21 protein-coding genes and 6 tRNA genes are annotated in these 24,359 nt (G+C 55.3%); 25 read left to right on the forward strand and 2 right to left on the reverse strand.

Annotated elements, in window-relative coordinates:
* Positions 1-2: 2 nt before the first annotated feature.
* From asnB to ABEH87_RS08230, 7 genes are all read left to right on the forward strand, one after another.
* Positions 3-1,667: an asparagine synthase B gene (gene asnB, locus ABEH87_RS08200; RefSeq protein WP_346575567.1), complete on the forward strand. Its 1,665-nt coding sequence runs from the start codon at positions 3-5 to the stop codon at positions 1,665-1,667.
* Between the two features lie 220 nt (positions 1,668-1,887).
* Positions 1,888-1,964, forward strand: a tRNA-Met gene (locus tag ABEH87_RS08205).
* A 10-nt stretch (positions 1,965-1,974) separates the two neighbouring features.
* Positions 1,975-2,059: transfer RNA gene (locus tag ABEH87_RS08210), tRNA-Leu, on the forward strand.
* A 23-nt stretch (positions 2,060-2,082) separates the two neighbouring features.
* Positions 2,083-2,157, forward strand: a tRNA-Gln gene (locus tag ABEH87_RS08215).
* Positions 2,158-2,198: 41 nt separating this feature from the next.
* Positions 2,199-2,275, forward strand: a tRNA-Met gene (locus ABEH87_RS08220).
* Positions 2,276-2,282: 7 nt separating this feature from the next.
* Positions 2,283-2,357 (forward strand) — tRNA-Gln (locus ABEH87_RS08225).
* Positions 2,358-2,425: 68 nt separating this feature from the next.
* A tRNA-Gln gene (locus ABEH87_RS08230) sits at positions 2,426-2,500 on the forward strand.
* Between the two features lie 150 nt (positions 2,501-2,650).
* On the opposite strand, the gene ubiF is transcribed toward ABEH87_RS08230, so the two are convergent.
* Positions 2,651-3,829, reverse strand: coding sequence for a 3-demethoxyubiquinol 3-hydroxylase (gene ubiF, locus ABEH87_RS08235; RefSeq protein WP_346575568.1), 1,179 nt, complete (start codon positions 3,827-3,829; stop codon positions 2,651-2,653).
* 193 nt (positions 3,830-4,022) lie between these two features.
* Here ubiF and miaB point away from each other — a divergent pair, with 193 nt between their 5' ends.
* The 9 genes from miaB to ABEH87_RS08280 all read left to right on the forward strand — a co-directional run bounded on the left by miaB (position 4,023) and on the right by ABEH87_RS08280 (position 13,570).
* Positions 4,023-5,447 carry a tRNA (N6-isopentenyl adenosine(37)-C2)-methylthiotransferase MiaB gene (gene miaB / locus ABEH87_RS08240; RefSeq protein WP_346575570.1) on the forward strand — a complete coding sequence of 475 codons (1,425 nt, stop codon included), beginning with the start codon at positions 4,023-4,025 and terminating at the stop codon, positions 5,445-5,447.
* Positions 5,448-5,648: 201 nt separating this feature from the next.
* Positions 5,649-6,707, forward strand: coding sequence for a PhoH family protein (locus tag ABEH87_RS08245; protein WP_346575571.1), 1,059 nt, complete (start codon positions 5,649-5,651; stop codon positions 6,705-6,707).
* Positions 6,704-7,171: an rRNA maturation RNase YbeY gene (gene ybeY / locus ABEH87_RS08250; protein ID WP_346575572.1), complete on the forward strand. Its 468-nt coding sequence runs from the start codon at positions 6,704-6,706 to the stop codon at positions 7,169-7,171. Before ABEH87_RS08245 ends, ybeY begins: the two co-directional genes overlap by 4 nt.
* 90 nt (positions 7,172-7,261) lie before the next feature.
* Positions 7,262-8,140: a CNNM family magnesium/cobalt transport protein CorC gene (corC, locus tag ABEH87_RS08255; protein WP_346575574.1), complete on the forward strand. Its 879-nt coding sequence runs from the start codon at positions 7,262-7,264 to the stop codon at positions 8,138-8,140.
* Positions 8,141-8,147: 7 nt separating this feature from the next.
* Positions 8,148-9,683: an apolipoprotein N-acyltransferase gene (gene lnt, locus ABEH87_RS08260; protein ID WP_346575576.1), complete on the forward strand. Its 1,536-nt coding sequence runs from the start codon at positions 8,148-8,150 to the stop codon at positions 9,681-9,683.
* A gap of 629 nt (positions 9,684-10,312) precedes the next feature.
* Positions 10,313-11,242 carry an amino acid ABC transporter substrate-binding protein gene (locus ABEH87_RS08265; protein ID WP_346575578.1) on the forward strand — a complete coding sequence of 310 codons (930 nt, stop codon included), beginning with the start codon at positions 10,313-10,315 and terminating at the stop codon, positions 11,240-11,242.
* A 193-nt stretch (positions 11,243-11,435) separates the two neighbouring features.
* A complete protein-coding gene (locus ABEH87_RS08270; protein WP_133845584.1) occupies positions 11,436-12,167 on the forward strand; it encodes an amino acid ABC transporter permease in 732 nt (243 codons plus the stop codon).
* Positions 12,167-12,844 carry a glutamate/aspartate ABC transporter permease GltK gene (gene gltK, locus ABEH87_RS08275; protein ID WP_346575580.1) on the forward strand — a complete coding sequence of 226 codons (678 nt, stop codon included), beginning with the start codon at positions 12,167-12,169 and terminating at the stop codon, positions 12,842-12,844. Before ABEH87_RS08270 ends, gltK begins: the two co-directional genes overlap by 1 nt.
* The gene (locus ABEH87_RS08280) at positions 12,845-13,570 is read left to right on the forward strand and encodes an amino acid ABC transporter ATP-binding protein (protein ID WP_346575582.1); all 726 of its coding nucleotides are present in this window, start codon (positions 12,845-12,847) and stop codon (positions 13,568-13,570) included. It abuts the gene before it with no gap.
* Between the two features lie 37 nt (positions 13,571-13,607).
* On the opposite strand, the gene ABEH87_RS08285 is transcribed toward ABEH87_RS08280, so the two are convergent.
* Complete coding sequence (locus tag ABEH87_RS08285; protein ID WP_346575584.1) at positions 13,608-14,090, reverse strand: zinc ribbon-containing protein; 483 nt, start codon at positions 14,088-14,090, stop codon at positions 13,608-13,610.
* A 216-nt stretch (positions 14,091-14,306) separates the two neighbouring features.
* Here ABEH87_RS08285 and leuS point away from each other — a divergent pair, with 216 nt between their 5' ends.
* The 9 genes from leuS (at position 14,307) to rlpA (ending at position 24,296) form a co-directional block, all read left to right on the forward strand.
* On the forward strand, positions 14,307-16,889 hold the full coding sequence (gene leuS / locus ABEH87_RS08290; RefSeq protein ID WP_346575586.1) for a leucine--tRNA ligase: 2,583 nt from the start codon (positions 14,307-14,309) through the stop codon (positions 16,887-16,889).
* Between the two features lie 14 nt (positions 16,890-16,903).
* On the forward strand, positions 16,904-17,503 hold the full coding sequence (lptE, locus tag ABEH87_RS08295) for an LPS assembly lipoprotein LptE (RefSeq protein WP_346575588.1): 600 nt from the start codon (positions 16,904-16,906) through the stop codon (positions 17,501-17,503).
* Positions 17,500-18,531, forward strand: a complete 1,032-nt coding sequence (holA, locus tag ABEH87_RS08300; protein WP_346575590.1) for a DNA polymerase III subunit delta — start codon at positions 17,500-17,502, stop codon at positions 18,529-18,531. Before lptE ends, holA begins: the two co-directional genes overlap by 4 nt.
* Complete coding sequence (gene nadD, locus ABEH87_RS08305) at positions 18,524-19,171, forward strand: nicotinate-nucleotide adenylyltransferase (RefSeq protein WP_346575592.1); 648 nt, start codon at positions 18,524-18,526, stop codon at positions 19,169-19,171. Before holA ends, nadD begins: the two co-directional genes overlap by 8 nt.
* Positions 19,172-19,305: 134 nt before the next feature.
* Positions 19,306-19,623 carry a ribosome silencing factor gene (rsfS, locus tag ABEH87_RS08310; protein ID WP_346575594.1) on the forward strand — a complete coding sequence of 106 codons (318 nt, stop codon included), beginning with the start codon at positions 19,306-19,308 and terminating at the stop codon, positions 19,621-19,623.
* A 3-nt stretch (positions 19,624-19,626) separates the two neighbouring features.
* A complete protein-coding gene (rlmH, locus tag ABEH87_RS08315; RefSeq protein ID WP_062745326.1) occupies positions 19,627-20,097 on the forward strand; it encodes a 23S rRNA (pseudouridine(1915)-N(3))-methyltransferase RlmH in 471 nt (156 codons plus the stop codon).
* Positions 20,098-20,130: 33 nt separating this feature from the next.
* Entirely contained in the window at positions 20,131-22,035 is a 1,905-nt protein-coding gene (gene mrdA, locus ABEH87_RS08320) for a peptidoglycan DD-transpeptidase MrdA (RefSeq protein WP_346575596.1), read from the forward strand.
* Between the two features lie 6 nt (positions 22,036-22,041).
* Positions 22,042-23,154 carry a peptidoglycan glycosyltransferase MrdB gene (mrdB, locus tag ABEH87_RS08325; RefSeq protein ID WP_346575598.1) on the forward strand — a complete coding sequence of 371 codons (1,113 nt, stop codon included), beginning with the start codon at positions 22,042-22,044 and terminating at the stop codon, positions 23,152-23,154.
* A gap of 11 nt (positions 23,155-23,165) precedes the next feature.
* A complete protein-coding gene (rlpA, locus tag ABEH87_RS08330; protein WP_346575599.1) occupies positions 23,166-24,296 on the forward strand; it encodes an endolytic peptidoglycan transglycosylase RlpA in 1,131 nt (376 codons plus the stop codon).
* Positions 24,297-24,359 lie beyond the last annotated feature (63 nt).

Raw genomic sequence — 24,359 nt, forward strand, 5'->3', positions numbered from 1 at the left:
ATATGTGTTCTATTTTTGGTGTACTCGATCTGAAAAGCGATCCTGCTGAACTGCGTAAGAAAGCGCTGGAGCTTTCACGTCTGATGCGTCACCGTGGCCCGGACTGGTCAGGTGTGTATGCAGACGACAACGCCATCCTCGTCCATGAGCGTTTGTCGATCGTTGACGTGAACAACGGCGCACAGCCGCTGTACAACGCAGCACATACCCACGTTCTTGCGGTAAACGGTGAGATTTATAACCATCAGGCGCTGCGTGCAGAGCTGAGCGATCGCTACGAGTTCCAGACCGAGTCTGACTGTGAAGTGATCCTCGCGCTGTACCAGGAAAAAGGCCTCGACTTCCTCGACGACCTGCAGGGCATGTTCGCCTTCATCCTGTATGACAGCGTGAAAAACACCTGGCTGATCGGCCGTGACCATATCGGGATTATCCCGCTGTATATGGGCAACGATGAGCACGGTAACCTGTATGTTGCTTCTGAAATGAAAGCGCTGGTGCCGGTATGCCGCAGCATTAAAGAATTCCCGCCGGGAAGCTACCTGTCCAGCACCGACGGTGAGATCCGCCGCTACTGGCAGCGCGACTGGTTTGACTATGCCGCCGTTGAAAACAATGTGACCGACGCCACTGCGCTGAAAAACGCGCTGGAAGAGTCAGTAAAAAGCCACCTGATGTCAGACGTGCCTTATGGCGTGCTGCTGTCCGGCGGTCTCGACTCCTCTATTATCTCTGCCGTGACCAAACGTTTTGCCGCGAAGCGCATCGAAGACCAGGATAAAAGTGAAGCCTGGTGGCCACAGCTGCACTCCTTTGCCGTTGGCCTCGAAGGTTCACCGGACCTGAAAGCAGCGAAAGCCGTGGCAGAACATCTGGGCACCGTTCACCATGAAATTCACTTCACCGTGCAGGAAGGTCTGGATGCGATTCGCGATGTGATTTACCACATCGAAACCTATGATGTGACGACCATCCGCGCTTCCACGCCGATGTATCTGATGTCACGTAAAATTAAGGCGATGGGCATTAAGATGGTGCTGTCTGGTGAAGGCGCTGACGAGGTCTTTGGCGGCTACCTGTACTTCCACAAAGCACCGAACGCCCGTGAATTCCACGAAGAGAACGTGCGTAAGCTGCATGCTCTGCATATGTTCGACTGCGCACGCGCCAACAAGGCGATGTCAGCCTGGGGCGTTGAAGCCCGCGTACCTTTCCTGGACAAGAAATTCCTGGATGTGGCGATGCGCATCAACCCACAGGACAAAATGTGCGGCAGCAACGGTAAAATGGAGAAGCATATCCTGCGCGAGTGCTTTGAATCTTACCTGCCAGCCAGCGTGGCATGGCGCCAGAAAGAGCAGTTTTCTGATGGGGTAGGCTACAGCTGGATCGACACGCTGAAAGAAGTGGCCGCAGAGCAGGTCAGTGACCAGCAGTTGCAAACCGCGCATTTCCGTTTCGCCTACAACACGCCAACCTCAAAAGAAGCGTATCTGTACCGCGAAATCTTTGAGGAGTTGTTCCCGGTGCCTAGCGCGGCGGAATGCGTACCTGGCGGCCCGTCAGTGGCCTGTTCGTCCGCTAAAGCCATAGAATGGGATGAAGCCTTCAAAAACATGGACGATCCTTCAGGTCGTGCCGTGGGTGTGCATCAGTCCGCATACTAACGCGAACAGATAAAGCATGCTAAACGGGCCTCTGTGGCCCGTTTTTATTTAGCCGCTGCGTCTGTTAACATCAGAATTCGTTGATTTTATCGTCATCCTGGTCACAAGGCAGTCAAACAACACGATTGTGACAAAAAACGGGAAAAAACTTGTTGACGCTTTTGGGCCAACTCCGCATAATGCGCCCCGCAACGCCGCAGAAGGTTACGCGAAAAAAGAAGGCTACTTAGCTCAGCTGGTTAGAGCACAGCACTCATAATGCTGGGGTCACAGGTTCGATTCCCGTAGTAGCCACCATCTTTTTTGCGCGGGAGTGGCGAAATTGGTAGACGCACCAGATTTAGGTTCTGGCGCCGCAAGGTGTGCGAGTTCAAGTCTCGCCTCCCGCACCATTTCCATAAGCGGTTTGCACGGATGGGGTATCGCCAAGCGGTAAGGCACCGGTTTTTGATACCGGCATTCCCTGGTTCGAATCCAGGTACCCCAGCCATTTTTTAAGAAGTGTGTTAGTATAGTAAAGCAGTAGAATTAGGCTACTTAGCTCAGCTGGTTAGAGCACAGCACTCATAATGCTGGGGTCACAGGTTCGATTCCCGTAGTAGCCACCAATTTTATTGGGGTGTCGCCAAGTGGTAAGGCTCTGGTTTCTGATACCAGCATTCCGGGGTTCGAATCCCTGCACCCCAGCCATATAAAGACGGCTGGTAGTAACAAGTCGCAAAGTAGAAGTCGCCTGGCTCGCCAGTCGCATAAAAAATTGGGGTGTCGCCAAGCGGTAAGGCACTGGTTTCTGATACCAGCATTCCGGGGTTCGAATCCCTGCACCCCAGCCATAAAGTAAAAAAGCCTGCGCAAGCGGGCTTTTTTACGTCTGAACAAAAGCGCCAATCGGTAAAAATGATCGACCCCGACGAAGTGGCCTGACATAGTTCTTAACTGTAGGGGCTGCCCTCTGTTCCGGTCAGCCCGCCATCCCTCCGCGGCTACAACCCTAGCGCATACTTTAACGCCCGGCGCTTAAGCACACCTGAGCGCTGCGCCACAATCAGTCCGAGATTACGCACCACCTTCAGCGGTGCCGACTGATTGCTGAACGCGAAATAGAACAGGTCCATGCCACTCTGCATCAAGAGATTATCCCTATGGCGTTTACGCTGATAACGCTGTAACACCGGCGCAGATGCCCAGTTCTCAGCGCGCAGGCGGGACTCACTCAGTACGCTGATTAACGCATCAACATCACGGTAGCCGAGATTAACACCCTGCCCGGCCAGCGGGTTAATGGTGTGCGCGGCATCTCCAACCAGCGCCAGCCCCGGCAACACATAGCGTGTGGCGTGGCGACGCACCAGCGGGAACGACCCCGCCGCGACCGGCGTCACCCGGCCCAGACGCGTCGGGAAATGCGCCTGAATCTCTTTTTGCAGCTGCGGCATCGTCATCGCCTGCAGCTGACGAATACGCATCGGGCTGTCATACCACACCAGCGAGGCCCAGTTATCAAACAGCGGCAGGAAAGCACGCGGCCCTTCTGGCGTGAACTGCTGCCAGGTGGTGTCGCCAGCATCATGTTCACAGCGCACGCTGATCAGCATACAGGACTGCGCGTAGTTCCAGCCGTGGATGCCAATACCTGCCAGCTGTCTCACCTGTGAATTAGCACCGTCAGCCCCGACCACCAGCCGTGCGGTCAGTGACTCACCGCTCTCCAGCGTGATCTGCCAGCCCTCATTCACCGGCTGCAGATCGCGCAGGCGCGCCGGACACAGCAGACTGATGTCCTGCTGTTGCAGACGCTGCCACAAAGCGCGCTGGAGCACGCTGTTCTCAACCATATAGCCCAGCTCAGGCAAACCGAGCGATTGCGCATCGAATCCTACCTGGGCCGTTTGCCACTCCCAGGTTTCCAGCTTGCGATAAGGCACCGCGCGCATGCCAATGACCGCAGGCCAGACCTCAAGCTGCTTCAGTAACGCAACCGAGGCGGCACCTATTGCCGAGATACGCACATCAGGGTTGCTGGCGGGGTCAAATTCCGTCGGGGCCTCCTGTTCCAGTACCGCAACCTGAAAACCGTGTTGCGCCAGCCCGCTGGCCAGCGCGGCCCCCACCATGCCGCCGCCCACAATCGCCACGTCTACTTTCTGCTTTATTTCCGTCATCTTTTTTCCTTCTCCGGCCATACCGCGCGTGCTGTGCAACTACACCTCACCGGCAGAATTCTGTTATCCTGATCGTTGTTAAGTGTACCGGATTTTTCTGCGACTAACAGATCGCCGGGTCACCGGTTTCACTGGAAGCGAAGCACTACCCTACGCGCCCCGCACTCCTTTCTGCATGACAAATGGCAAGTCGATGACAAAAAAACTGCATATTAAAACCTGGGGCTGTCAGATGAATGAGTATGACTCATCTAAAATGGCAGACCTGTTAAACAGCACCCACGGATATACCCTGACCGAAGAGGCAGAAGAGGCTGACGTACTGCTGCTCAACACCTGTTCGATTCGTGAAAAGGCCCAGGAAAAAGTTTTCGCTCTGCTCGGCCGCTGGAGAAAACTGAAGGAATCCAATCCCGATGTGATTATCGGCGTGGGGGGCTGTGTGGCTTCACAGGAAGGCGATCAGCTCCGCCAGCGTGCCAGCTGCGTGGATATCGTGTTTGGTCCACAAACTCTGCACCGCCTGCCCGAGATGATCAACACCGTGCGCGGTACCAGGAGTCCCGTCGTTGATGTCAGTTTCCCTGAAATTGAAAAATTCGACCGCATGCCCGAACCCCGCGCCGAGGGCCCGACTGCGTTTGTTTCGATCATGGAAGGCTGCAACAAATACTGTACCTTCTGCGTGGTCCCCTATACCCGTGGTGAAGAGGTCAGTCGTCCTTCGGATGATATTCTGTTCGAAATTGCCCAACTGGCCGCACAGGGCGTGCGCGAAGTGAATCTGCTGGGGCAGAATGTTAATGCTTATCGCGGAGCGACCTACGACGGCGGCATCTGCTCCTTCGCCGAGCTGTTGCGTCTGGTTGCGGCGATTGACGGCATTGACCGCATTCGCTTCACCACCAGCCACCCGATCGAGTTTACCGACGATATCATTGAAGTTTACCGCGATACGCCAGAGTTGGTCAGCTTCCTTCACCTGCCGGTACAGAGCGGTTCAGATCGTATTCTGACGCTGATGAAACGCGCACATACCGCGCTGGAATACAAAGCCATTATCCGTAAGCTGGTTGCCGCACGACCGGATATTCACATCAGCTCTGATTTTATCATCGGTTTTCCTGGCGAAACTCAGGCTGATTTTGAGCAGACCATGAAGCTGATTGGCGACATCAATTTCGATACCAGCTACAGCTTTATCTATTCTGCCCGCCCCGGTACACCCGCTGCGGATCTGCCGGACGATGTCTCAGAAGACGAGAAAAAACAGCGGTTGTACATCCTGCAGGACCGCATCAACCAGCAGGCGATGGCCTGGAGCCGTCGAATGTCAGGCAGCGTACAGCGCATCCTGGTGGAGGGCACCTCGCGTAAAAACGTGATGGAGCTGTCAGGTCGTACCGCCTGTAACCGTGTGGTCAACTTTGAAGGCACGCCGGAACACATTGGCAAGTTCGTCGATGTGGAAATCGTTGATGTGTATGCCAACTCACTGCGCGGTATTTTTGTCCGTGGTGAAGATCAGATGGATCTGCGCAGCGTCGAAACCCCCGCCTCGGTGATTGCGCGCACGCGTAAAGAGAACGAACTGGGCGTTGGAACCTTCCAGCCCTGACCTCATTGATTGCGGCGAGCTTTCCAGATTCGCCGCATGATTTCATTGCGTTATACTTGCTTTCTGAAAGATGCGCCCAAATATCCAACCAGACGCTTGCAGCTTTGCGTTGCGCCATAAATAATTCTCTTAAGGCGCTGGCGCGTTAGCCAGACTGTCATCCATTTCTCAACCTGGCCCTGTGTGACCCAAAGGATTAGTTTGAATATTGAAACACGTGAAGTAACCCTGGAACCTATTGATAACACCCGGCTGCTGAGCCTTTGTGGCCCGTTTGATGACAATATCAAGCAGTTAGAGCGCCGACTGGGCATTGAAATTAACCGCCGTGAAAACGTATTTAAACTGGCAGGCCGCGCATTAAGCGTTCACGCCGCCGTTGATATTCTGCGCCATCTCTATGTGGACACCGCCCCTGTGCGCGGCCATATCCCGGACATCGACCCGGAACAGATCCATCTGGCGATTAAAGAGAGCGGCGTGCTGGAGCAGACTGCTGACAGCGTCCCGGACTTTGGCAAAGCGATTCACATCAAAACCAAACGCGGGGTAATCAAACCGCGCACGCCGAACCAGGCACAGTATGTTGCCAACATCCTCGACCACGACGTCACCTTCGGGATTGGTCCGGCCGGGACCGGTAAGACTTATCTGGCAGTCGCCGCCGCCGTTGATGCGCTGGAGCGCCAGGAGATCCGCCGCATTATGCTGACCCGCCCGGCGGTGGAAGCCGGTGAAAAACTCGGCTTCCTGCCGGGCGATCTCAGCCAGAAGGTTGACCCCTATCTGCGCCCGCTTTACGACGCCCTGTTCGAGATGCTCGGTTTTGAGCGTGTTGAAAAACTGATTGAGCGCAACGTGATTGAAGTGGCGCCACTGGCCTATATGCGCGGTCGTACGCTGAACGATGCCTTTATCATTCTGGATGAAAGCCAGAACACCACCATTGAACAGATGAAGATGTTTCTGACCCGTATTGGCTTTAACTCCAAAGCGGTGATCACCGGTGACGTAACGCAGATTGACCTGCCGCGTAACCTGAAATCCGGCCTGCGCCATGCCATTGAGGTGCTGTCCGATGTGGATGAACTGAGTTTTAACTTTTTCCACAGTGAAGACGTGGTGCGCCATCCAGTGGTGGCACGCATTGTCGTTGCCTATGAAGCCTGGGAAGCGGCCGACCAAAAACGGCGTGATGTCCAGGCAGAAGAACGTAAACGTGAAGCGCTGGCAGCCCAGGCTTCACAGGAGAACAAATGAGTAATGTCATTCTGGACCTGCAACTCGCCTGTGAAAGCGAGCAGGGCCTGCCGGCGGAAGCCGACTTTCAACGCTGGCTGGAGGCCGTGCTGCCGCAGTTCCAGCCAGAAAGTGAAGTAACGATCCGCGTGGTCGATGAAGCCGAAAGCCATGAGCTGAATCACACCTATCGCGGTAAAGATAAACCGACTAACGTGCTGTCGTTTCCATTTGAAGCGCCACCGGGCATTGAGCTCCCGCTGCTGGGCGATCTCATCATTTGCCGCCAGGTGGTGGAGCAGGAGGCCAGAGAGCAGGAAAAAGCGCTGGAAGCGCACTGGGCGCACATGGTGATCCACGGTAGCCTGCATCTGTTAGGTTATGATCACATTGAAGATGACGAAGCCGAAGAGATGGAATCACTGGAGACCGAGATAATGCTTGCTCTTGGCTATCCCGATCCGTACATTTCGGAGAAAGAATAACGACCCGGCTGGTTCGCCAGCCACCCCGCCTGCCCCTGACTGTTCCGGGGCAGCCGATTCTGTTAATAGAGAGACAAACTCAAAAACGCCATGAGCGATGACCATTCACAAAACAATGACAGTCCCAGTAGCAAAAAGGGATTTTTTACGCTGATTCTCAACCAGTTGTTCCACGGTGAGCCGAAGAACCGCGATGACCTGCTGGAGCTGATCCGGGATTCTGAACAGAATGACCTGATCGACCCGGATACCAGGGACATGCTGGAAGGCGTTATGGATATCGCCGAACAGCGTGTACGAGACATTATGATCCCCCGCTCACAGATGGTCACGCTGAAGCGTAACCAGACGCTGGATGAGTGCCTGGAGGTGATTATTGAGTCTGCGCATTCGCGTTTCCCGGTCATCAGCGAAGACAAGGACCATGTTGAAGGCATCCTGATGGCCAAAGATTTACTGCCGTTTATGAGCAGTGAGTCTGAGCCGTTCAGTATGGAAAAGGTGCTGCGTACAGCGGTGGTGGTGCCGGAAAGCAAGCGTGTTGACCGGATGCTGAAAGAGTTCCGTTCACAGCGCTATCACATGGCGATTGTGATTGATGAATTTGGTGGTGTTTCCGGCCTGGTTACCATTGAAGATATCCTTGAACTGATCGTCGGTGAAATTGAGGATGAGTTTGACGAAGAAGAAGATCGCGACATTCGTCAGCTCAGCCGTCACACCTACACCATTCGCGCCCTGACGCCGATTGAGGATTTCAATGAGGTCTTCAACACCAACTTCAGCGACGAAGAAGTGGACACTATCGGCGGTCTGGTGATGCAGGGCTTTGGTCATCTGCCCGCGCGCGGTGAAACGATAGAGATCGATGGTTACCAGTTTAAAGTAGCGATGGCAGACAGCCGTCGTATTATTCAGGTGCATGTCAAAATCCCGGAAAATTCGCCGCAACCGACTCTGGAAGAGTAATTCATTTATGGCAATTGCTTCATTCTGCCAGCGCCAGCGGGTTCGCCTGCTATTAGCGCTAATTACGGGTGCCATTGGCACCCTTTCTTTCTCCCCTTATGACTTCTGGCCTGCGGCATTAGTCTCGCTGTTCGGTTTGCAGGCACTGACGCTGAACCGCACTACCCGTCAGGCCAGCGCCATCGGCTTTGCCTGGGGCTTCGGCCTGTTCGGCAGCGGCGTTAACTGGGTCTATGTCAGTATCGCCACATTTGGTGGTATGCCTGGCCCGGTCAATGTCTTCCTGGTGATCCTGCTGGCAGCGTATCTGTCGTTGTATACCCTGCTGTTTGCCGCCCTGCTGAATCGCCTCAGCCCTCGCACCTCGCTGCTGCGCCTGGCCGTGGTTGCCCCGGTACTTTGGCAGCTCACTGAATTCCTGCGCGGCTGGGTGTTGACGGGTTTCCCGTGGCTCCAGTTTGGTTACAGCCAAATCAACGGCCCGCTGAAAGGTCTGGCCCCGATTCTGGGGGTAGAGGGTATTACCTTCCTGCTGATGATTATCGCCGGGCTGGCGGTATATGCCGTGCTACAGCGCCGTATGGCCGCCGGCGTTGCCGCCCTGGCACTGCTGCTGCTTCCGTGGCCGCTTCGTCATATCACCTGGTTCCAGCCCTTACCGCAAAGAGCCGTCGAGGTGGCGCTGGTGCAGGGCAATATCGAGCAGTCGATGAAGTGGGACCCGGACCAGCTTCTTAACACCCTGAAAACCTATACCGCACTCAGCCGCCCGTTTGTCGGTAAAGCGCCAATCATCATCTGGCCGGAGTCGGCCATCCCCGACCTGGAAACACGTCAGCAGCCGTTCCTGAAAGCGGTGGATGGGCAGCTGCGTGAAGCAGGCAGCAGCCTGGTGACCGGCATTGTTGACTCGCGCCTGGAGCGTAACCGCTACCACGACTACAACACGATTATCGTGCTGGGCGGTCCGCAGCCTTACAGCTATTTCAGCGACAACCGCTACCAGAAGAACCACCTGGTGCCGTTTGGCGAATTTGTTCCGCTGGAGACCCTGCTGCGCCCGCTGGCACCGTTCTTCGACCTGCCGATGTCTTCGTTCAGCCGCGGGGGTTACATACAGCCGCAGCTGAAAGTGGCTGGCTATAATCTTACGGCGGCGATCTGCTATGAGATTGTGCTTGGCCAGCAGGTGCGCGACAACTTCCGTCCGGACACCAATTTCCTGCTGACCATCTCAAATGACGCCTGGTTTGGTCACTCTATCGGCCCGTGGCAGCATCTGCAGATGGCGCGTATGCGCGCACTGGAGCTGGGACGCCCGCTGCTGCGCAGCACCAATAACGGTGTGACCGCTGTCGTCAACGCCAGCGGCGATATTGCGCAGATTATCCCGCAGTTTAAAGCTGAGGTGCTGGCTGCAAAAGTCACTCCAACCACCGGGCTGACTCCTTATGCCCGCATTGGCAACTGGGGCATCTGGACGATCTCCCTGCTGTTTGCCATTGCTGGCGCCGTCTTCACCTGGCGTTCCCGCCGCAGCTGATACCCAGGGCTGGCCTTTATTAGGGTCGCCCCCTGTTGCGGGCTGACCGGAAAAAAAGGTCAGCCCCTACGCCTTATCCGGACTGACTGGAAAAAAGGTCAGCCCCTACGCCTTATCCGGACTGACTGGAAAAAAGGTCAGCCCCTACGCCTTATCCGGACTGACTGGAAAAAATCAGCCCCTACGCCTTATCCGGGCTGACTGGAAAAAATCAGCCCCTGCGCCTTATCCGGGCTGACCGGAAAAAATCAGCCCCTGCGCCTTATCCTTACGTCCCACAGCTTATGCTGCATTTCTGTCGGAAAACCGCCGTTGGCACGATGATTGCAAAATATTTCCGTGAAAACGTGTGTCAGCCCCGTAACAAGTCGCTACGAAATTGTTCACGCACCGCCACGGCGCAATAAGTGCACCGTTGCGAAGCATTGCAAAAAAAACCGCACCTGATTGGTGCGGGGTACATCGCAAAAAAGAAACTTTTTCGTTTCACACCATTAACATTCAGCTATGTTATTGAGGAATGGCACCCGCTTTAATTTTGTATAAAACAGATAAATAGCAGGAAATACACACATCACCTCACGTCGGCGTCGTTTTATTTCGCGCCACAACTGCAAAGGAGTTGGAACATGAAATTACGGAAACTGGGGCTTTGCCTTGCACTGGCAGGATTCGCCTCTGGTATCGCTCACGCTGAAGACGCTAAACCTCAGGCAGCAGCCGATGCGCAGCAGCAAGGGTCTACCCTGGAGAAAATTGCTAAAAACGGCGTGATCGTCGTTGGCCACCGTGAGTCCTCCGTCCCGTTCTCCTATTACGACAACCAGCAGAAAGTTGTGGGTTACTCTCAGGATTACTCCAACGCGATTGTTGACGCTATCAAGAAAAAGCTGAACAAACCCGATCTGCAGGTGAAAATGCTGCCGATTACCTCTCAGAACCGTATCCCGCTGTTGCAGAACGGCACCTACGATTTTGAGTGTGGCTCAACCACCAACAACCTGGAACGCCAGAAGCAGGCCAGCTTCTCAGACAGTATCTTTGTCGTGGGCACACGCCTGCTGGTGAAGAAAGGCGGAGCCATTAAAGATTTCGCCGATCTGAAAGGCAAAAGCGTCGTGGTCACCTCAGGCACCACCTCAGAGATTCTTCTTAACAAGCTGAATGACGAGAAGAAAATGGGCATGCGTATCATCAGCGCCAAAGATCACGGTGACTCTTTCCGTACTCTGGAAAGCGGCCGTGCCGTTGCCTTTATGATGGACGATGCGCTGCTGGCGGGTGAACGTGCGAAAGCCAAAAAACCGGCTAACTGGGAAATTCTTGGCACGCCTCAGTCCCACGAAGCCTACGGCTGTATGCTGCGTAAGGGCGATGGCGAGTTTAAAAAGCTGATGGATGACACTATCGCGCAGGCGCAGACCTCTGGCGAAGCCACCAAGTGGTTCGACAAATGGTTCAAGCAGCCTATCCCACCAAAAAATATGACCATGGACTTCGATCTGTCAGACGACATGAAAGCCCTGTTCAAAGCGCCTAACGACAAGGCAATGAATTAATAATGAGAAAACAGGGGCAGTTTGCTGCCCCATGATTGCTGAACACAGGCTCGGACAGACACAGCCAGGCAGACAGAGCTCAAGCCCTGCCGCCTGACGAAGGTGTAAGCCGGTCGTTCCCCGGCGAGCACAGCAGAGCCTCTCATCAATCTTCAGGGTAGCGGTCGCTACCCTTTTTTTACCGGAGTGTTTTATGTCTATTGATTGGAACTGGGGAATATTCCTGCAAGAGGCCCCGTTCGGTAATACTACCTATCTCGGTTGGCTGTGGTCCGGTTTTCAGGTCACCATCGCCGTATCCGTTTGCGCCTGGATTATCGCCCTGTTAGTCGGTTCTCTGTTCGGTATTCTTCGAACGGTGCCTAATCGTCTGCTATCGGGTCTTGGTACCTGTTATGTTGAGTTATTCCGTAACGTGCCGCTGATTGTGCAATTCTTTATCTGGTATCTGGTGGTGCCGGAACTGTTGCCGGAAGGCCTCGGCATGTGGTTTAAGTCGGAAATCGATCCGAATATTCAGTTCTTTACCTGCTCGGTGCTGTGTCTTGGCCTGTTCACCGCGGCCCGCGTCTGCGAACAGGTGCGCGCTGCTATTCAGTCCCTTCCCAGCGGTCAGAAAAATGCGGGTCTGGCGATGGGGCTGACGCTGCCGCAAACCTATCGCTACGTGCTGCTGCCGAACGCCTACCGCGTCATTGTGCCGCCGATGACCTCGGAAATGCTTAACCTGGTGAAAAACTCTGCCATCGCCTCCACTATCGGACTGGTCGATATGGCCGCTCAGGCAGGCAAACTGCTGGACTATTCCGCACACGCTTATGAATCTTTCACCGCGATTACCCTTGCCTACATCGCGATTAACGCAGTGATTATGCTGCTGATGGGGCTGGTTGAGCGCAAAGTCCGACTGCCGGGGGGCAAATAATGTACGAATTTGACTGGAGTACTATCGTCCCCAACCTCCCCTACTTATGGGCGGGTATGGTCGTTACGCTGAAAATTACCGTCACTGCGGTTATTTTCGGCATCATCTGGGGCACGCTGCTGGCGGTGATGCGCCTGTCATCCTTTAAGCCCATCAGCTGGTTCGCCAAGATCTACGTTAACCTGTTCCGTTCCGTCCCGCTGGTGATGGTACTGCTGTGGTTTTATCTGGTGGTACCGAGCTTCCTGCAACAGGTGCTGGGGCTGTCGCCCAAGACCGATATTCGCCTGATTTCTGCGATGGTGGCGTTCTCACTGTTTGAAGCCGCCTACTATTCGGAAATTATTCGCGCGGGGATTTTAAGTATCGCCCGTGGTCAGGGCAGTGCCGCACTGGCGCTGGGAATGACCCAATGGCAGTCAATGAGGCTGATCATCCTGCCCCAGGCGTTTCGCGCCATGGTGCCGCTGCTGCTCACCCAGGGCATTGTGTTGTTCCAGGATACCTCGCTGGTGTATGTCCTGAGTCTTGCGGACTTCTTCCGTACTGCCGATACCATTGGCGTCAATAACGGTACTGAGATCGAAATGGTGCTGTTTGCCGGTGCGGTCTACTTCGTTATCAGCCTTAGCGCCTCACTGTTGGTCAGCTATTTAAAGAAAAAAAGGACTGCGTAAATGATTACCCTGAAAAATGTTTCTAAGTGGTATGGTCACTTTCAGGTGCTGACCGACTGCTCAACCGAAGTTAAAAAAGGTGAAGTGGTGGTGGTGTGCGGTCCTTCTGGTTCCGGCAAATCAACGCTGATTAAAACGGTAAACGGTCTTGAACCTATTCAGAAAGGGCTGATTGAAGTAAACGGCACCGCCGTCAACGACAAGAAAACTAATCTTGCGCAGCTTCGCTCCAAAGTCGGCATGGTGTTCCAGCATTTTGAGCTGTTCCCCCATCTGTCGATCGTGGACAACCTGACGCTGGCGCAGGTAAAAGTGCTGAAACGCAACAAAGATGAAGCGCGCCAGAAAGGGCTCAAGCTGCTGGAGCGCGTTGGTCTGAGCGCTCACGCCAATAAGTTCCCCGGGCAGCTCTCAGGTGGTCAGCAGCAGCGTGTGGCGATTGCCCGCGCGCTGTGTATGGATCCCATTGCGATGCTGTTCGACGAACCGACATCGGCGCTGGACCCGGAAATGATCAATGAAGTGCTGGACGTTATGGTCGAGCTGGCGAACGAAGGCATGACCATGATGGTGGTGACCCACGAGATGGGCTTTGCCCGTAAAGTGGCTAACCGCGTGATCTTTATGGATGAAGGAAAGATTGTAGAAGACTCACCGAAAGACGAGTTCTTTAATAATCCACAGTCTGAACGTGCAAAAGACTTCCTCGCGAAGATCCTGCATTAACCGCCAGGGGCCAGGCAAGCCTGGCCCCTGAACAGAGTTACGGTTCAAACGGCTGCCGGACAAACTGATCGTGGTTGCACTCCGGACAGCGCGTCAGCACCTCCGGGGTATAGATCGCCCTGGTAAACTGGCACCCTTCGCACACCAGATTACCTAACCCCACCACTTCACCACTTTGATAAACGCCGTGATGATTCAGATCCTGGAACACTTCACGCCATTCAAGCTGACTTTTATCAGTGATATCCGCCAGCTCTTTCCAGATGCTCTGACGGATGACCCGCATAAACACGCTGTCACTGAGTTCATCCTGATTTTCCGCATAGCTGCGGGCGAATTCTTCCAAATCGCGACGCACGGCGCGGCTGACATCATCAATTTCGCCAGGCGTTAATTCTCCTCGGTTGTTCATCCGCTGGCGGGCACTCTCCACCAGAGTATCAATATCACGTTCACCGCGCTCAAGTCGCAGGGTGAGTGATGACACCAGCTCACGATAATACTGAGCAACCTTATTCATGGACTCTCCTTATTGATAACGAAAGCGTTTCTTCTCAGTCTAGTTGTAACTGAAAAATTTCCGTGATTTCACGCTTAAATTTGCCATCGCGATTCCAGCTTGCAGAGAAATGCCCTCCGGCAGGACGCTTACTGTTGTTGCGTCGGGTGCGAATCAGCTATGCTATGCGGATCTGAACGAACACGAAAAAATTGATACCAAGGACCACTGGCTACTATGCAAGAGCAATATCGCCCGGAAGAGATAGAATCCCATGTCCAGCAGCAATGGGATAAAAAGCAAACGTTCAAAGTGACCGAAGAAGAAGGTAAAGAGAAGTACTACTGCCTCTCCATGCTGCCCTATCCTTCCGGCCGCCTGCACATGGGCCACGTGCGTAACTATACGATTGGCGATGTGATCTCACGCTACCAGCGTATGCTGGGCAAAAACGTTCTCCAGCCAATTGGCTGGGATGCCTTCGGCCTGCCTGCTGAAGGTGCTGCGGTGAAAAACAACACCGCACCGGCGCCGTGGACTTACTCCAACATCGATTACATGAAGAACCAGCTGAAACTGTTGGGCTTCGGCTATGACTGGAACCGCGAACTGGCGACCTGCCAGCCAGAGTACTACCGCTGGGAACAGTGGTTCTTTACTAAATTGTATGAAAAAGGCCTGGTTTATAAAAAAACCTCAGCGGTTAACTGGTGCCCGCACGATATGACCGTGCTGGCTAACGAGCAGGTGATCGACGGCTGCTGCTGGCGCTGTGACACGAAAGTGGAACGTAAAGAGATCCCACAGTGGTTTGTCAAAATCACCGACTACGCCGATGAACTGCTGAATGACCTGGACACGCTGGAAAGCTGGCCTGAGCAGGTTAAAACCATGCAGCGTAACTGGATTGGCCGCTCTGAAGGGGTGGAAATCGAGTTCAGCGTCAGCAACAGCCCTGAAAAACTGCGCGTTTACACCACGCGTCCTGACACCTTTATGGGTGTGACCTACCTCGCTGTCGCGGCAGGTCACCCGCTGGCTGCGCAGGCTGCCGCCGGCAACCCGGCGCTGGCTGATTTTATTGCTGAATGCCGTAACACCAAAGTTGCCGAAGCAGACATGGCAACCATGGAGAAAAAAGGCATGGCCACCGGCCTGTTTGCGCAACATCCACTGACCGGCGAAAACGTCCCGGTGTGGGTAGCCAACTTCGTGCTGATGGAATATGGCACCGGTGCCGTGATGGCCGTTCCCGGCCACGACCAGCGCGACTGGGAGTTCGCCACAAAATACCATCTGGCGATCAAGCCGGTGATCCTCGCCGCTGACGGCACGGCACCGGATCTGAGCGAAGCTGCGATGACCGAAAAAGGCACGCTGTTCAACTCCGGAGAGTTTGACGGTCTGTCCTATGAAGACGGCTTCAACGCGATTGCGAATAAACTGGCCGACAGCGGCGTGGGCGAGCGTAAAGTGAACTACCGCCTGCGCGACTGGGGGGTTTCCCGCCAGCGCTACTGGGGCGCACCGATTCCAATGGTCACCCTGGAAGACGGCACTGTGATGCCAACGCCGGAAGACCAGTTGCCGGTGATCCTGCCGGAAGACGTGGTCATGGACGGCATTACCAGCCCGATTAAAGCCGACCCGGAGTGGGCAAAAACCACCGTCAACGGCCAGCCGGCGCTGCGTGAAACTGATACCTTTGACACCTTTATGGAATCCTCATGGTATTACGCGCGTTATACCTGCCCGGATTACGATAAAGGAATGCTGGACCCGGCAGCGGCCAACTACTGGCTGCCGGTAGATCAGTATGTGGGTGGTATCGAACACGCCATCATGCACCTGCTCTACTTCCGTTTCTTCCACAAACTGCTGCGTGATGCAGGCCTGGTCAACTCTGATGAACCTGCGAAGCGTCTGCTTTGTCAGGGGATGGTGCTGGCGGATGCCTTCTACTACCTGGGCAACAGCGGAGAGCGTAACTGGGTCTCTCCGGTTGATGTCACCGTTGAGCGCGACGAGAAAGGCCGTATAACTAAAGCCAGCGATGCTGAAGGGCACGAGCTGGTGTATGCGGGCATGAGCAAAATGTCGAAGTCGAAAAACAACGGCATCGACCCACAGGTGATGGTAGAACGCTACGGTGCCGATACCGTCCGTCTGTTTATGATGTTTGCTTCTCCGGCAGAAATGACGCTGGAATGGCAGGAGTCCGGCGTGGAAGGGGCAAACCGCTTCCTGAAACGCGTCTGGAAGCTGGCCTTCGAACACACGCAGAAAGGTGCCACCGTGGCCCTGAACGTCGATGCGCTGACTGAAGACCAGAAAAGCCTGCGTCGCGACCTGCATAAAACGATCAGCAAAGTTTCCGATGACATCGGTCGTCGTCAGACTTTTAACACCGCGATTGCGGCAATTATGGAACTGATGAACAAGCTGGCTCGCGCCCCACAGGAGAGCGAGCAGGATCGCGCGCTGATGCAGGAAGCCCTGCTGGCCGTGGTGCGCATGCTGAACCCGTTCACTCCACATGCCAGCTTTGTGCTGTGGCAGTCTCTGGGCGGTGCAGGCGATATCGACAATGCCCCATGGCCGCAGGCGGATGATGCCGCAATGGTGGAAGATTCACTGCTGGTTGTCGTACAGGTTAATGGTAAAGTGCGCGGTAAAATCACCGTCGCGGCTGATGCCACGCAAGAGCAGGTGCAGGCTCGCGCTGCGCAGGAGCATCTGGTGGCCAAATATCTCGACGGTGTCACCATTCGTAAAGTGATTTACGTACCGGGCAAGCTGCTTAACCTGGTCGTTGGTTGATGTCAGGAGGAACTGTGCGACATCCGATAGTCTGTCTGTTACTGAGCATGGCGGTGTTGATCACCGCCGGCTGTGGTTACCATCTGCGCGGCACCACCTCGGTGCCGCCCGAAATGAAAACGCTGATCCTCGATACCGGGGACCCGTATGGCCCGCTGACGCGTGCCGTGCGAGAACAGCTGCGTCTGAACAACGTCAAAATCATCGATAAGCCGGGTGACCGTAAAGACATTCCGTCTCTGCGTTTAACGGGGGAAACCTCTGGTCGTGATACCGCCTCAGTGTTCCAGGATGGTAAAACAGCCGAGTATTCAATGGTGATGACCGTCAGTGCTCAGGTTCTGGTGCCGAATAAAGGCATCTATCCGATCAGTGCGACGGTGTACCGTTCATTCTTTGATAACCCGCTGGCCGCTCTGGCAAAAGACTCCGAACAGCAAATCATCATTGATGAAATGCGTACCCAGGCCGTGCAACAGCTGGTGCGTAAGTTACTGACCGTGCATGCCGCAGAGGACAATCCGGCGATCAATACGCTGGGCAACACCCCTTCAGCGGTTGACCGTTTGCCGACGGATAAGCACAACATGTCGGGCAGTTCTTACTCACGATGATCAGGATTTACCCTGAACAGCTAGGCGCGCAACTCCGTGAGGGGCTGCGCGCCTGTTATTTATTAAGCGGTAATGAACCGCTGCTGGTACAGGAAGCGCAGGATGCCATCCGCGCTGCCGCACAGCAGCAGGGCTTTACCGAACACTACAGTTTCACGCTGGAAGCCGGCACTGACTGGCAGGAAATTTTCTCTATCTGCCAGGCACTGAGCCTGTTTGCCAGCCGCCAGACGCTGCTGCTGATCCTGCCCGAAAATGGCCCCAGCGCGGCGATGGGCGAACAGTTGCTCAACCTCTCAACGCTGCTGCACGGCGATATTCTGCTGATGCTGCGCGCCGCCAGACTGACGAAAGCACAGGAAAACAGCGCCTGGTACAAAGCGCTCAGTGCCCAGGGCGCAGTCGTGCCCTGCCAGACGCCGGAACAGGCACAGCTTCCACGCTGGGTCTCTGCCCGTGCGAAGAAGAATAAGCTGACGCTGGACGATGCCGCTAATCAGCTACTGTGCTACTGCTACGAAGGGAATCTTCTGGCACTCTCACAGGCGCTGGAACGGCTGTCCCTGCTGTGGCCGGATGGCAAGCTCACGCTGCCACGCGTGGAGCAGGCGGTTAACGATGCGGCACACTTTACCCCTTTCCACTGGGTCGATGCCCTGCTGGCGGGGAAAAGCAAACGTGCCCTGCATATTCTGCGCCAGATGCATTCTGAAGACAGCGAACCGGTGATCCTGATGCGCACGCTGCAGCGCGATCTGCTGCTGCTGGTCACGCTGCAACGTCAGATGGCACAGACGCCGCTGCGCACGCTGTTTGACCAGCATCGCGTATGGCAAAACCGCCGCGCCCTGTTCAGCGAGGCGTTACAGCGCCTGAGTGCCGCCCAGCTTACCCAGGCCGTGCGGTTGCTGACCCAGATTGAGCTGACGCTGAAGCAGGACTACGGCCAGTCCGTCTGGTCTGAACTGGAAACCCTGGCGCTGGTGTTATGCCACCCGTCCTTCCCGGCGAGTTTTTGTGATGTCTGAGCTGCATGCGCTGTTTGGCGGCACCTTTGACCCGATTCACTATGGTCACCTGCGTCCGGTTGACGCCCTGGCACAGCAGGTTGGTCTGAAAAAGGTCACGCTGCTGCCTAATAACGTCCCTCCGCACCGCCCGCAGCCGGAAGCGACTCCGGCACAGCGCGTGGCGATGGTGAGGCTGGCGATTGCCGGCAACCCGCTATTCGACGTTGACCTGCGGGAAATGCAGCGCGATACACCCTCTTATACCATTGAGACGCTGGCGGCTCTGCGCGCTGAACGCGGCCAGTCTCAGCCACTGGCCTTTATCATCGGTCAGGATTCACTGCTCACCTTGCACAAGTGGCACCGCTGGCAGGATCTGCTGTCGCTGTGTCACCTGCTGGTGTGCCAGCGGCCCGGCTACCGCAGCGAGATGGAGACACCGGAGCAACAGCACTGGCTTGATAGCCACCTGACGCACCACGCACAGGCGTTACAGCAGCGGCCTGCCGGAAAAATCTTGCTGGCCGCAACGCCGCTGATCAATATTTCCGCGACGGAAATTCGTACCCGTCGCCATCAGGGCAAGTCAGATGCCGACCTGTTGCCCCCGGCAGTCAGCGATTATATCGATCGCGAGGGTTTATATCGGAACCCTTAACAGCGTGATATACTGCGCCGCTCAAAATTTCAGGGCGTAAGCCCCGCAAACACACAATGTTACGGTTAGGGTTTCTACTCGCCCGGCGAATATGAGATAACCCACCAGACTTTAAAATCCCAAGGGGGAACCTTTTGCAAGGTAAAGCACTCCAAGACTTCGTCATTGATAAATGTGACGATTTAAAAGCTCAGAACATCATCGCTATCGACGTTCAGGGCAAATCAAGTATCACCAGCTGCATGGTTATCTGCACCGGTACGTCAACCCGTCACCTGGTTTCGATCGCTGAACACGTGGTCCAGGAAGCCAAGCTGATCGGTCTGGATGCGTTTCGTGTCAACAGCCGTGCGCCAAGTGACTGGGTGGTAGTGGATCTCGGTGAAGTCATCGTCCACGTGATGGAAGAAGAGAGCCGCAAGCTCTATGAACTGGAAAAGCTCTGGAGTTAAGCCGTGAAGCTGCAACTGGTTGCCGTCGGCACGAAAATGCCTGACTGGGTACAAACAGGTTTTATGGAGTATCTGCGTCGTTTTCCGAAAGATATGCCATTTGAACTGGTTGAAGTCCCCGCCGGAAAACGCGGTAAGAATGCGGATATCAAACGTATTCTGGAAAAAGAAGGCGAAATGATGCTGGCCGCCGCAGGTAAAGGTAATCGCATCGTGACGCTGGATATACCCGGCCAGCCGTGGGAAACCCCGCAGCTTGCCAGCCAGCTGGAACGCTGGAAGCAGGATGGCCGGGATGTCAGCCTGTTTATTGGCGGCCCGGAAGGCCTGTCACCCGCCTGCAAGGCTGCAGCGGAACAAAGCTGGTCACTTTCAGCGCTGACCCTGCCCCATCCGCTGGTGCGCGTATTGGTAGCAGAGAGTTTGTATCGTGCATGGAGCATTACTGCGAATCATCCTTATCATCGCGAATAGCCGATAGGGTTAACCGGACACACAAAGCAGCGGATGAAATTACAACGTAACTCCTTTCGTGACTACACCGCCGAGCAGACACTGTTTGTTCGCCGGGCGCTAATTGCCTTTTTTGGCATCATTGTGCTCTCCGGTATTCTGGTGGCCAATCTCTACCATCTGCAAATTATCCGCTTTGATGACTACAGAACCCGCTCTAACGAAAACCGTATCAAACTGGTTCCTGTGGCTCCCAGTCGCGGTATTATTTACGATCGTAACGGCATTCCGCTGGCGCTTAACCGCACCATCTACCAGCTGGAGTTAATGCCGGAAAAGGTCGACAACCTGCAACAAACGCTGCAGGACCTGAAGCCGATCGTCGATCTGACAGATGAAGACATTGAAGCCTTCCAGAAAGAGCGCAAGCGCTCGCGTCGCTTTACCTCTATTGCGGTGAAAACCAGCCTGAACGATGTTCAGGTGGCGCGTTTCGCCGTCAACCAATACCGTTTCCCCGGCGTTGAAGTCAAAGGCTATCAGCGACGGTACTACCCTTATGGCTCCGCCCTGACCCATGTGCTGGGTTATGTTTCGAAGATTAACGATCGCGACGTCGAACGCCTGGACAAAGAAGGCAAATGGCCTAACTACGCGGCGACCCACGATATCGGCAAATTAGGCATTGAGCGCTACTACGAAGACGTTCTGCACGGTAAAACCGGCTACGAAGAAGTGGAAGTGAACAACCGTGGCCGCGTCATCCGCCAGCTGCATGAGCAGTCGCCCCAGGCCGGCCGTGATATTTATCTGACCATCGACCTGAAGCTCCAGCAGTATATTGAAACGCTGCTGGCGGGCAGCCGCGCAGCCGTAGTGGTGACCGACCCACGCAATGGTGAAGTGCTGGCTATGGTCTCCATGCCCAGCTACGACCCCAACCTGTTCGTCGACGGTATCTCCAGCAAGGACTACAACGGTCTGCTGCACGATGAAAACCGTCCGCTGATTAACCGGGCCACGCAGGGAGCCTATCCTCCGGCGTCTACGGTCAAACCTTACATTGCCGTATCGGCGCTCACGGCGGGCGTGATCACCCGCAATACCTCGCTGTTTGATCCCGGCTGGTGGCAGCTTCCCGGCTCAGAAAAACGCTTCCGCGACTGGAAACGCTGGGGGCACGGCCGCCTGAACGTCACCAAATCACTGGAAGAATCGGCTGATACCTTCTTCTATCAGGTCGCCTATGACATGGGTATTGACCGTCTGAGCGAGTGGATGACCAAATTTGGTTATGGCCATCTGTCGGGCATCGATCTGATTGAAGAGACGCCGGGCAATATGCCCACCCGCGAATGGAAGATGAAGCGCTTTAAGAAACCCTGGTATCAGGGGGACACGATTCCGGTCGGGATTGGCCAAGGTTACTGGACTGCCACGCCGTTGCAGATGAACAAAGCGTTGATGATCCTGATTAATGACGGTGTGATCAAAACCCCGCATCTGATGATGGATACCATGCAGGCCGGTGCTAAAGTCCCGTGGCGTCAGCCACAAAGCCCCCCTATTGCCGATATTCATACCGGCTACTGGGAAATCGCTAAAGATGGGATGTACGGCGTAGCCAATCGTCCTAACGGTACTGCGCGTAAAAGCTTTGAAGATGCGCCGTATAAAATTGCGGCCAAGTCCGGTACGGCACAGGTATTCGGTCTGAAAGCCAACGAAACGTATAACGCCCATAAACTGACCGAACGCCTGCGTGACCATAAACTGATGACTGCTTTTGCCCCATACGATCACCCGCGTGTGGCCGTCAGCATCATTCTTGAAAACGGCGGTGCAGGTCCGGCAGTCGGCACTATCATGCGCCAGATCCTCGATCATATTATTCTTGGCGATAACAATACCAACCTGCCTGACGCTGCGCCTACGCCGCCAGGCTATGAAGGTGAATAACCGGTTATGAATGATAGTCATCAGAAACGGACCATCTGGACCCGCATCCATGTTGATCCCCTGTTTTGCCTTATCATCACCGCGCTATTGATTTACAGCGCGCTGGTGATGTGGAGTGCCAGCGGTCAGGACCCAGGTATGATGGAGCGCAAACTCGGTCAGATCGCGATGGGCGTTATCGTCATGCTGGTGATGGCGCAGATCCCGCCGCGCGTCTATGAAGGCTGGGCACCCTATCTGTATATTATCTGCGTGATATTGCTGATTGCCGTCGATGCTTTCGGTCATATCAGTAAGGGCGCACAGCGCTGGCTGGATTTGGGCATTGTGCGTTTTCAGCCGTCTGAAATCGCCAAAATTGCCGTTCCTCTGATGGTGGCGCGCTTTATCAACCGCGATGTCTGCCCGCCAACGCTGAAGAATACCGGTATCGCCCTGGTGCTGATCTTTATGCCCACGCTGCTGGTGGCCGCCCAGCCTGACCTCGGCACCTCAATTCTGATTGCCGCATCCGGATTATTTGTCCTGTTCCTTTCAGGCATGAGCTGGAAACTGATTGCCGTCGCAGTCCTGCTGGTCGCTGCGTTTATCCCTATCCTGTGGTTCTTCCTGATGCATGACTATCAGCGTGACCGCGTGATGATGCTGCTTGACCCGGAAAGCGATCCGCTGGGTGCTGGCTATCACATTATTCAGTCCAAGATTGCTATCGGCTCCGGGGGGCTGCGCGGTAAGGGCTGGCTGCACGGCACGCAGTCGCAGCTGGAGTTTCTGCCGGAACGTCACACCGACTTTATTTTCGCCGTGCTGGCGGAAGAATTAGGATTAGTCGGGGTACTGGTTCTGCTGATACTCTACGTGCTACTGATTATGCGCGGCCTGGTGATGGCCGCCCGCGCGCAGACAACCTTTGGTCGCGTGATGGCTGGTGGGATGATGCTGATCTTCTTTGTCTATGTTTTTGTTAACATTGGCATGGTCAGCGGAATACTGCCGGTGGTTGGGGTACCGTTACCGCTGGTCAGTTACGGGGGGTCCGCGCTAATCGTCCTGATGGCCGGGTTCGGGATCATTATGTCGATTCACACCCATCGAAAACTGTTGTCGAAGAGCGTTTAAGAGGCATAAACATGCGTAAGGATTGGCTTTGGATTGCCCTGGCTTCAGCACTGCTGGCGGCCTGTACTACTGACAGCGACCAGCAGGCGCCCGTCACTCAGCAGCAAGCGACATATAATGGCCCGGTCGTCGAAATTGGCGGTGCCGAGCCGCGCTATGAGCCAGTGAATCCCGGTACGAACCAGGATTATTCGGTGAATGGTAAAAACTATAAAATCGTTAAAGACCCGTCGAACTTCAGCCAGGTTGGCCTCGCCGCCTGGTACGGTGAAGAAGCCAACGGTAACCGTACCGCAACCGGTGAAACCTTTGATCCGAACGCCATGACCGCCGCGCATCCGACACTGCCGCTGCCCAGCTATGTGCGCGTCACCAACATTGCCAACGGCCGCATGATTGTCGTGCGTGTCAACGATCGCGGGCCATACACGCCGGGGCGGATTATCGATCTGTCCCGTGCCGCCGGCGACCGGCTGAATATCTCTAATAACAGTAAAGTCCGCGTTGATTTCATCAATGTAGCACCGGATGGTAGCCTGTCCGGTCCCGGCACCGTCGGCACGACGGTCGCGAAGCAGAGCTATGCCCTGCCGGCGCGCCCGGAAATTGGTGGCGGAATGACGATGGGCGGTGGTGGTGCCGCGGCAGCCCCGGTCATGTCCTCCCAGCCGGTACAGTATTCCAGCCCGCAGCCCCAGGAAGAGCAGCAACAGTCACGCCCGGTGGATAACAGCACGCTGAGCGGTGACGGTGCTGACGGGGCGCCAGTGCGCAGCAGCGGCTTCCTCGGCGCTGCCCAGCCTTTACCGGGCGGCGTGCTGGAAAGCAGTGAGCCGGTTACCGCAGCGCCCTCTGCCCCTGCAACGGCCGCGGCTGTCGCCGCCCCTGCTGTCGCTACTTCTGCAAGCGGTAATTACGTAGTGCAGGTCGGCGCTCTGAGCGACGGCCCGCGTGCGCGTGCGCTGGCCACCAGTCTGGGTAAACAGTTTGGCGTTCCCGGCTCGGTAGACAGCCGCGGTAATGTTTACCGCGTCCAGCTTGGACGTTTCACCTCTCGCCAGCAGGCCGCCGCTTTACAGCAGCGCCTGGCGAGTGAAGCTCAGCAGCAATCGTTTATTACTGTCGCACCTGGCACAATGTAAATCTCTGTTAACCCGTCTGATTTAGGCGGGTTGCAGCGGGTTGATTTTGCTATAGTGAGTCAC

This window comes from Erwinia sp. Eh17-17 (genome assembly GCF_039675725.1).
GTDB lineage: Bacteria > Pseudomonadota > Gammaproteobacteria > Enterobacterales > Enterobacteriaceae > Erwinia.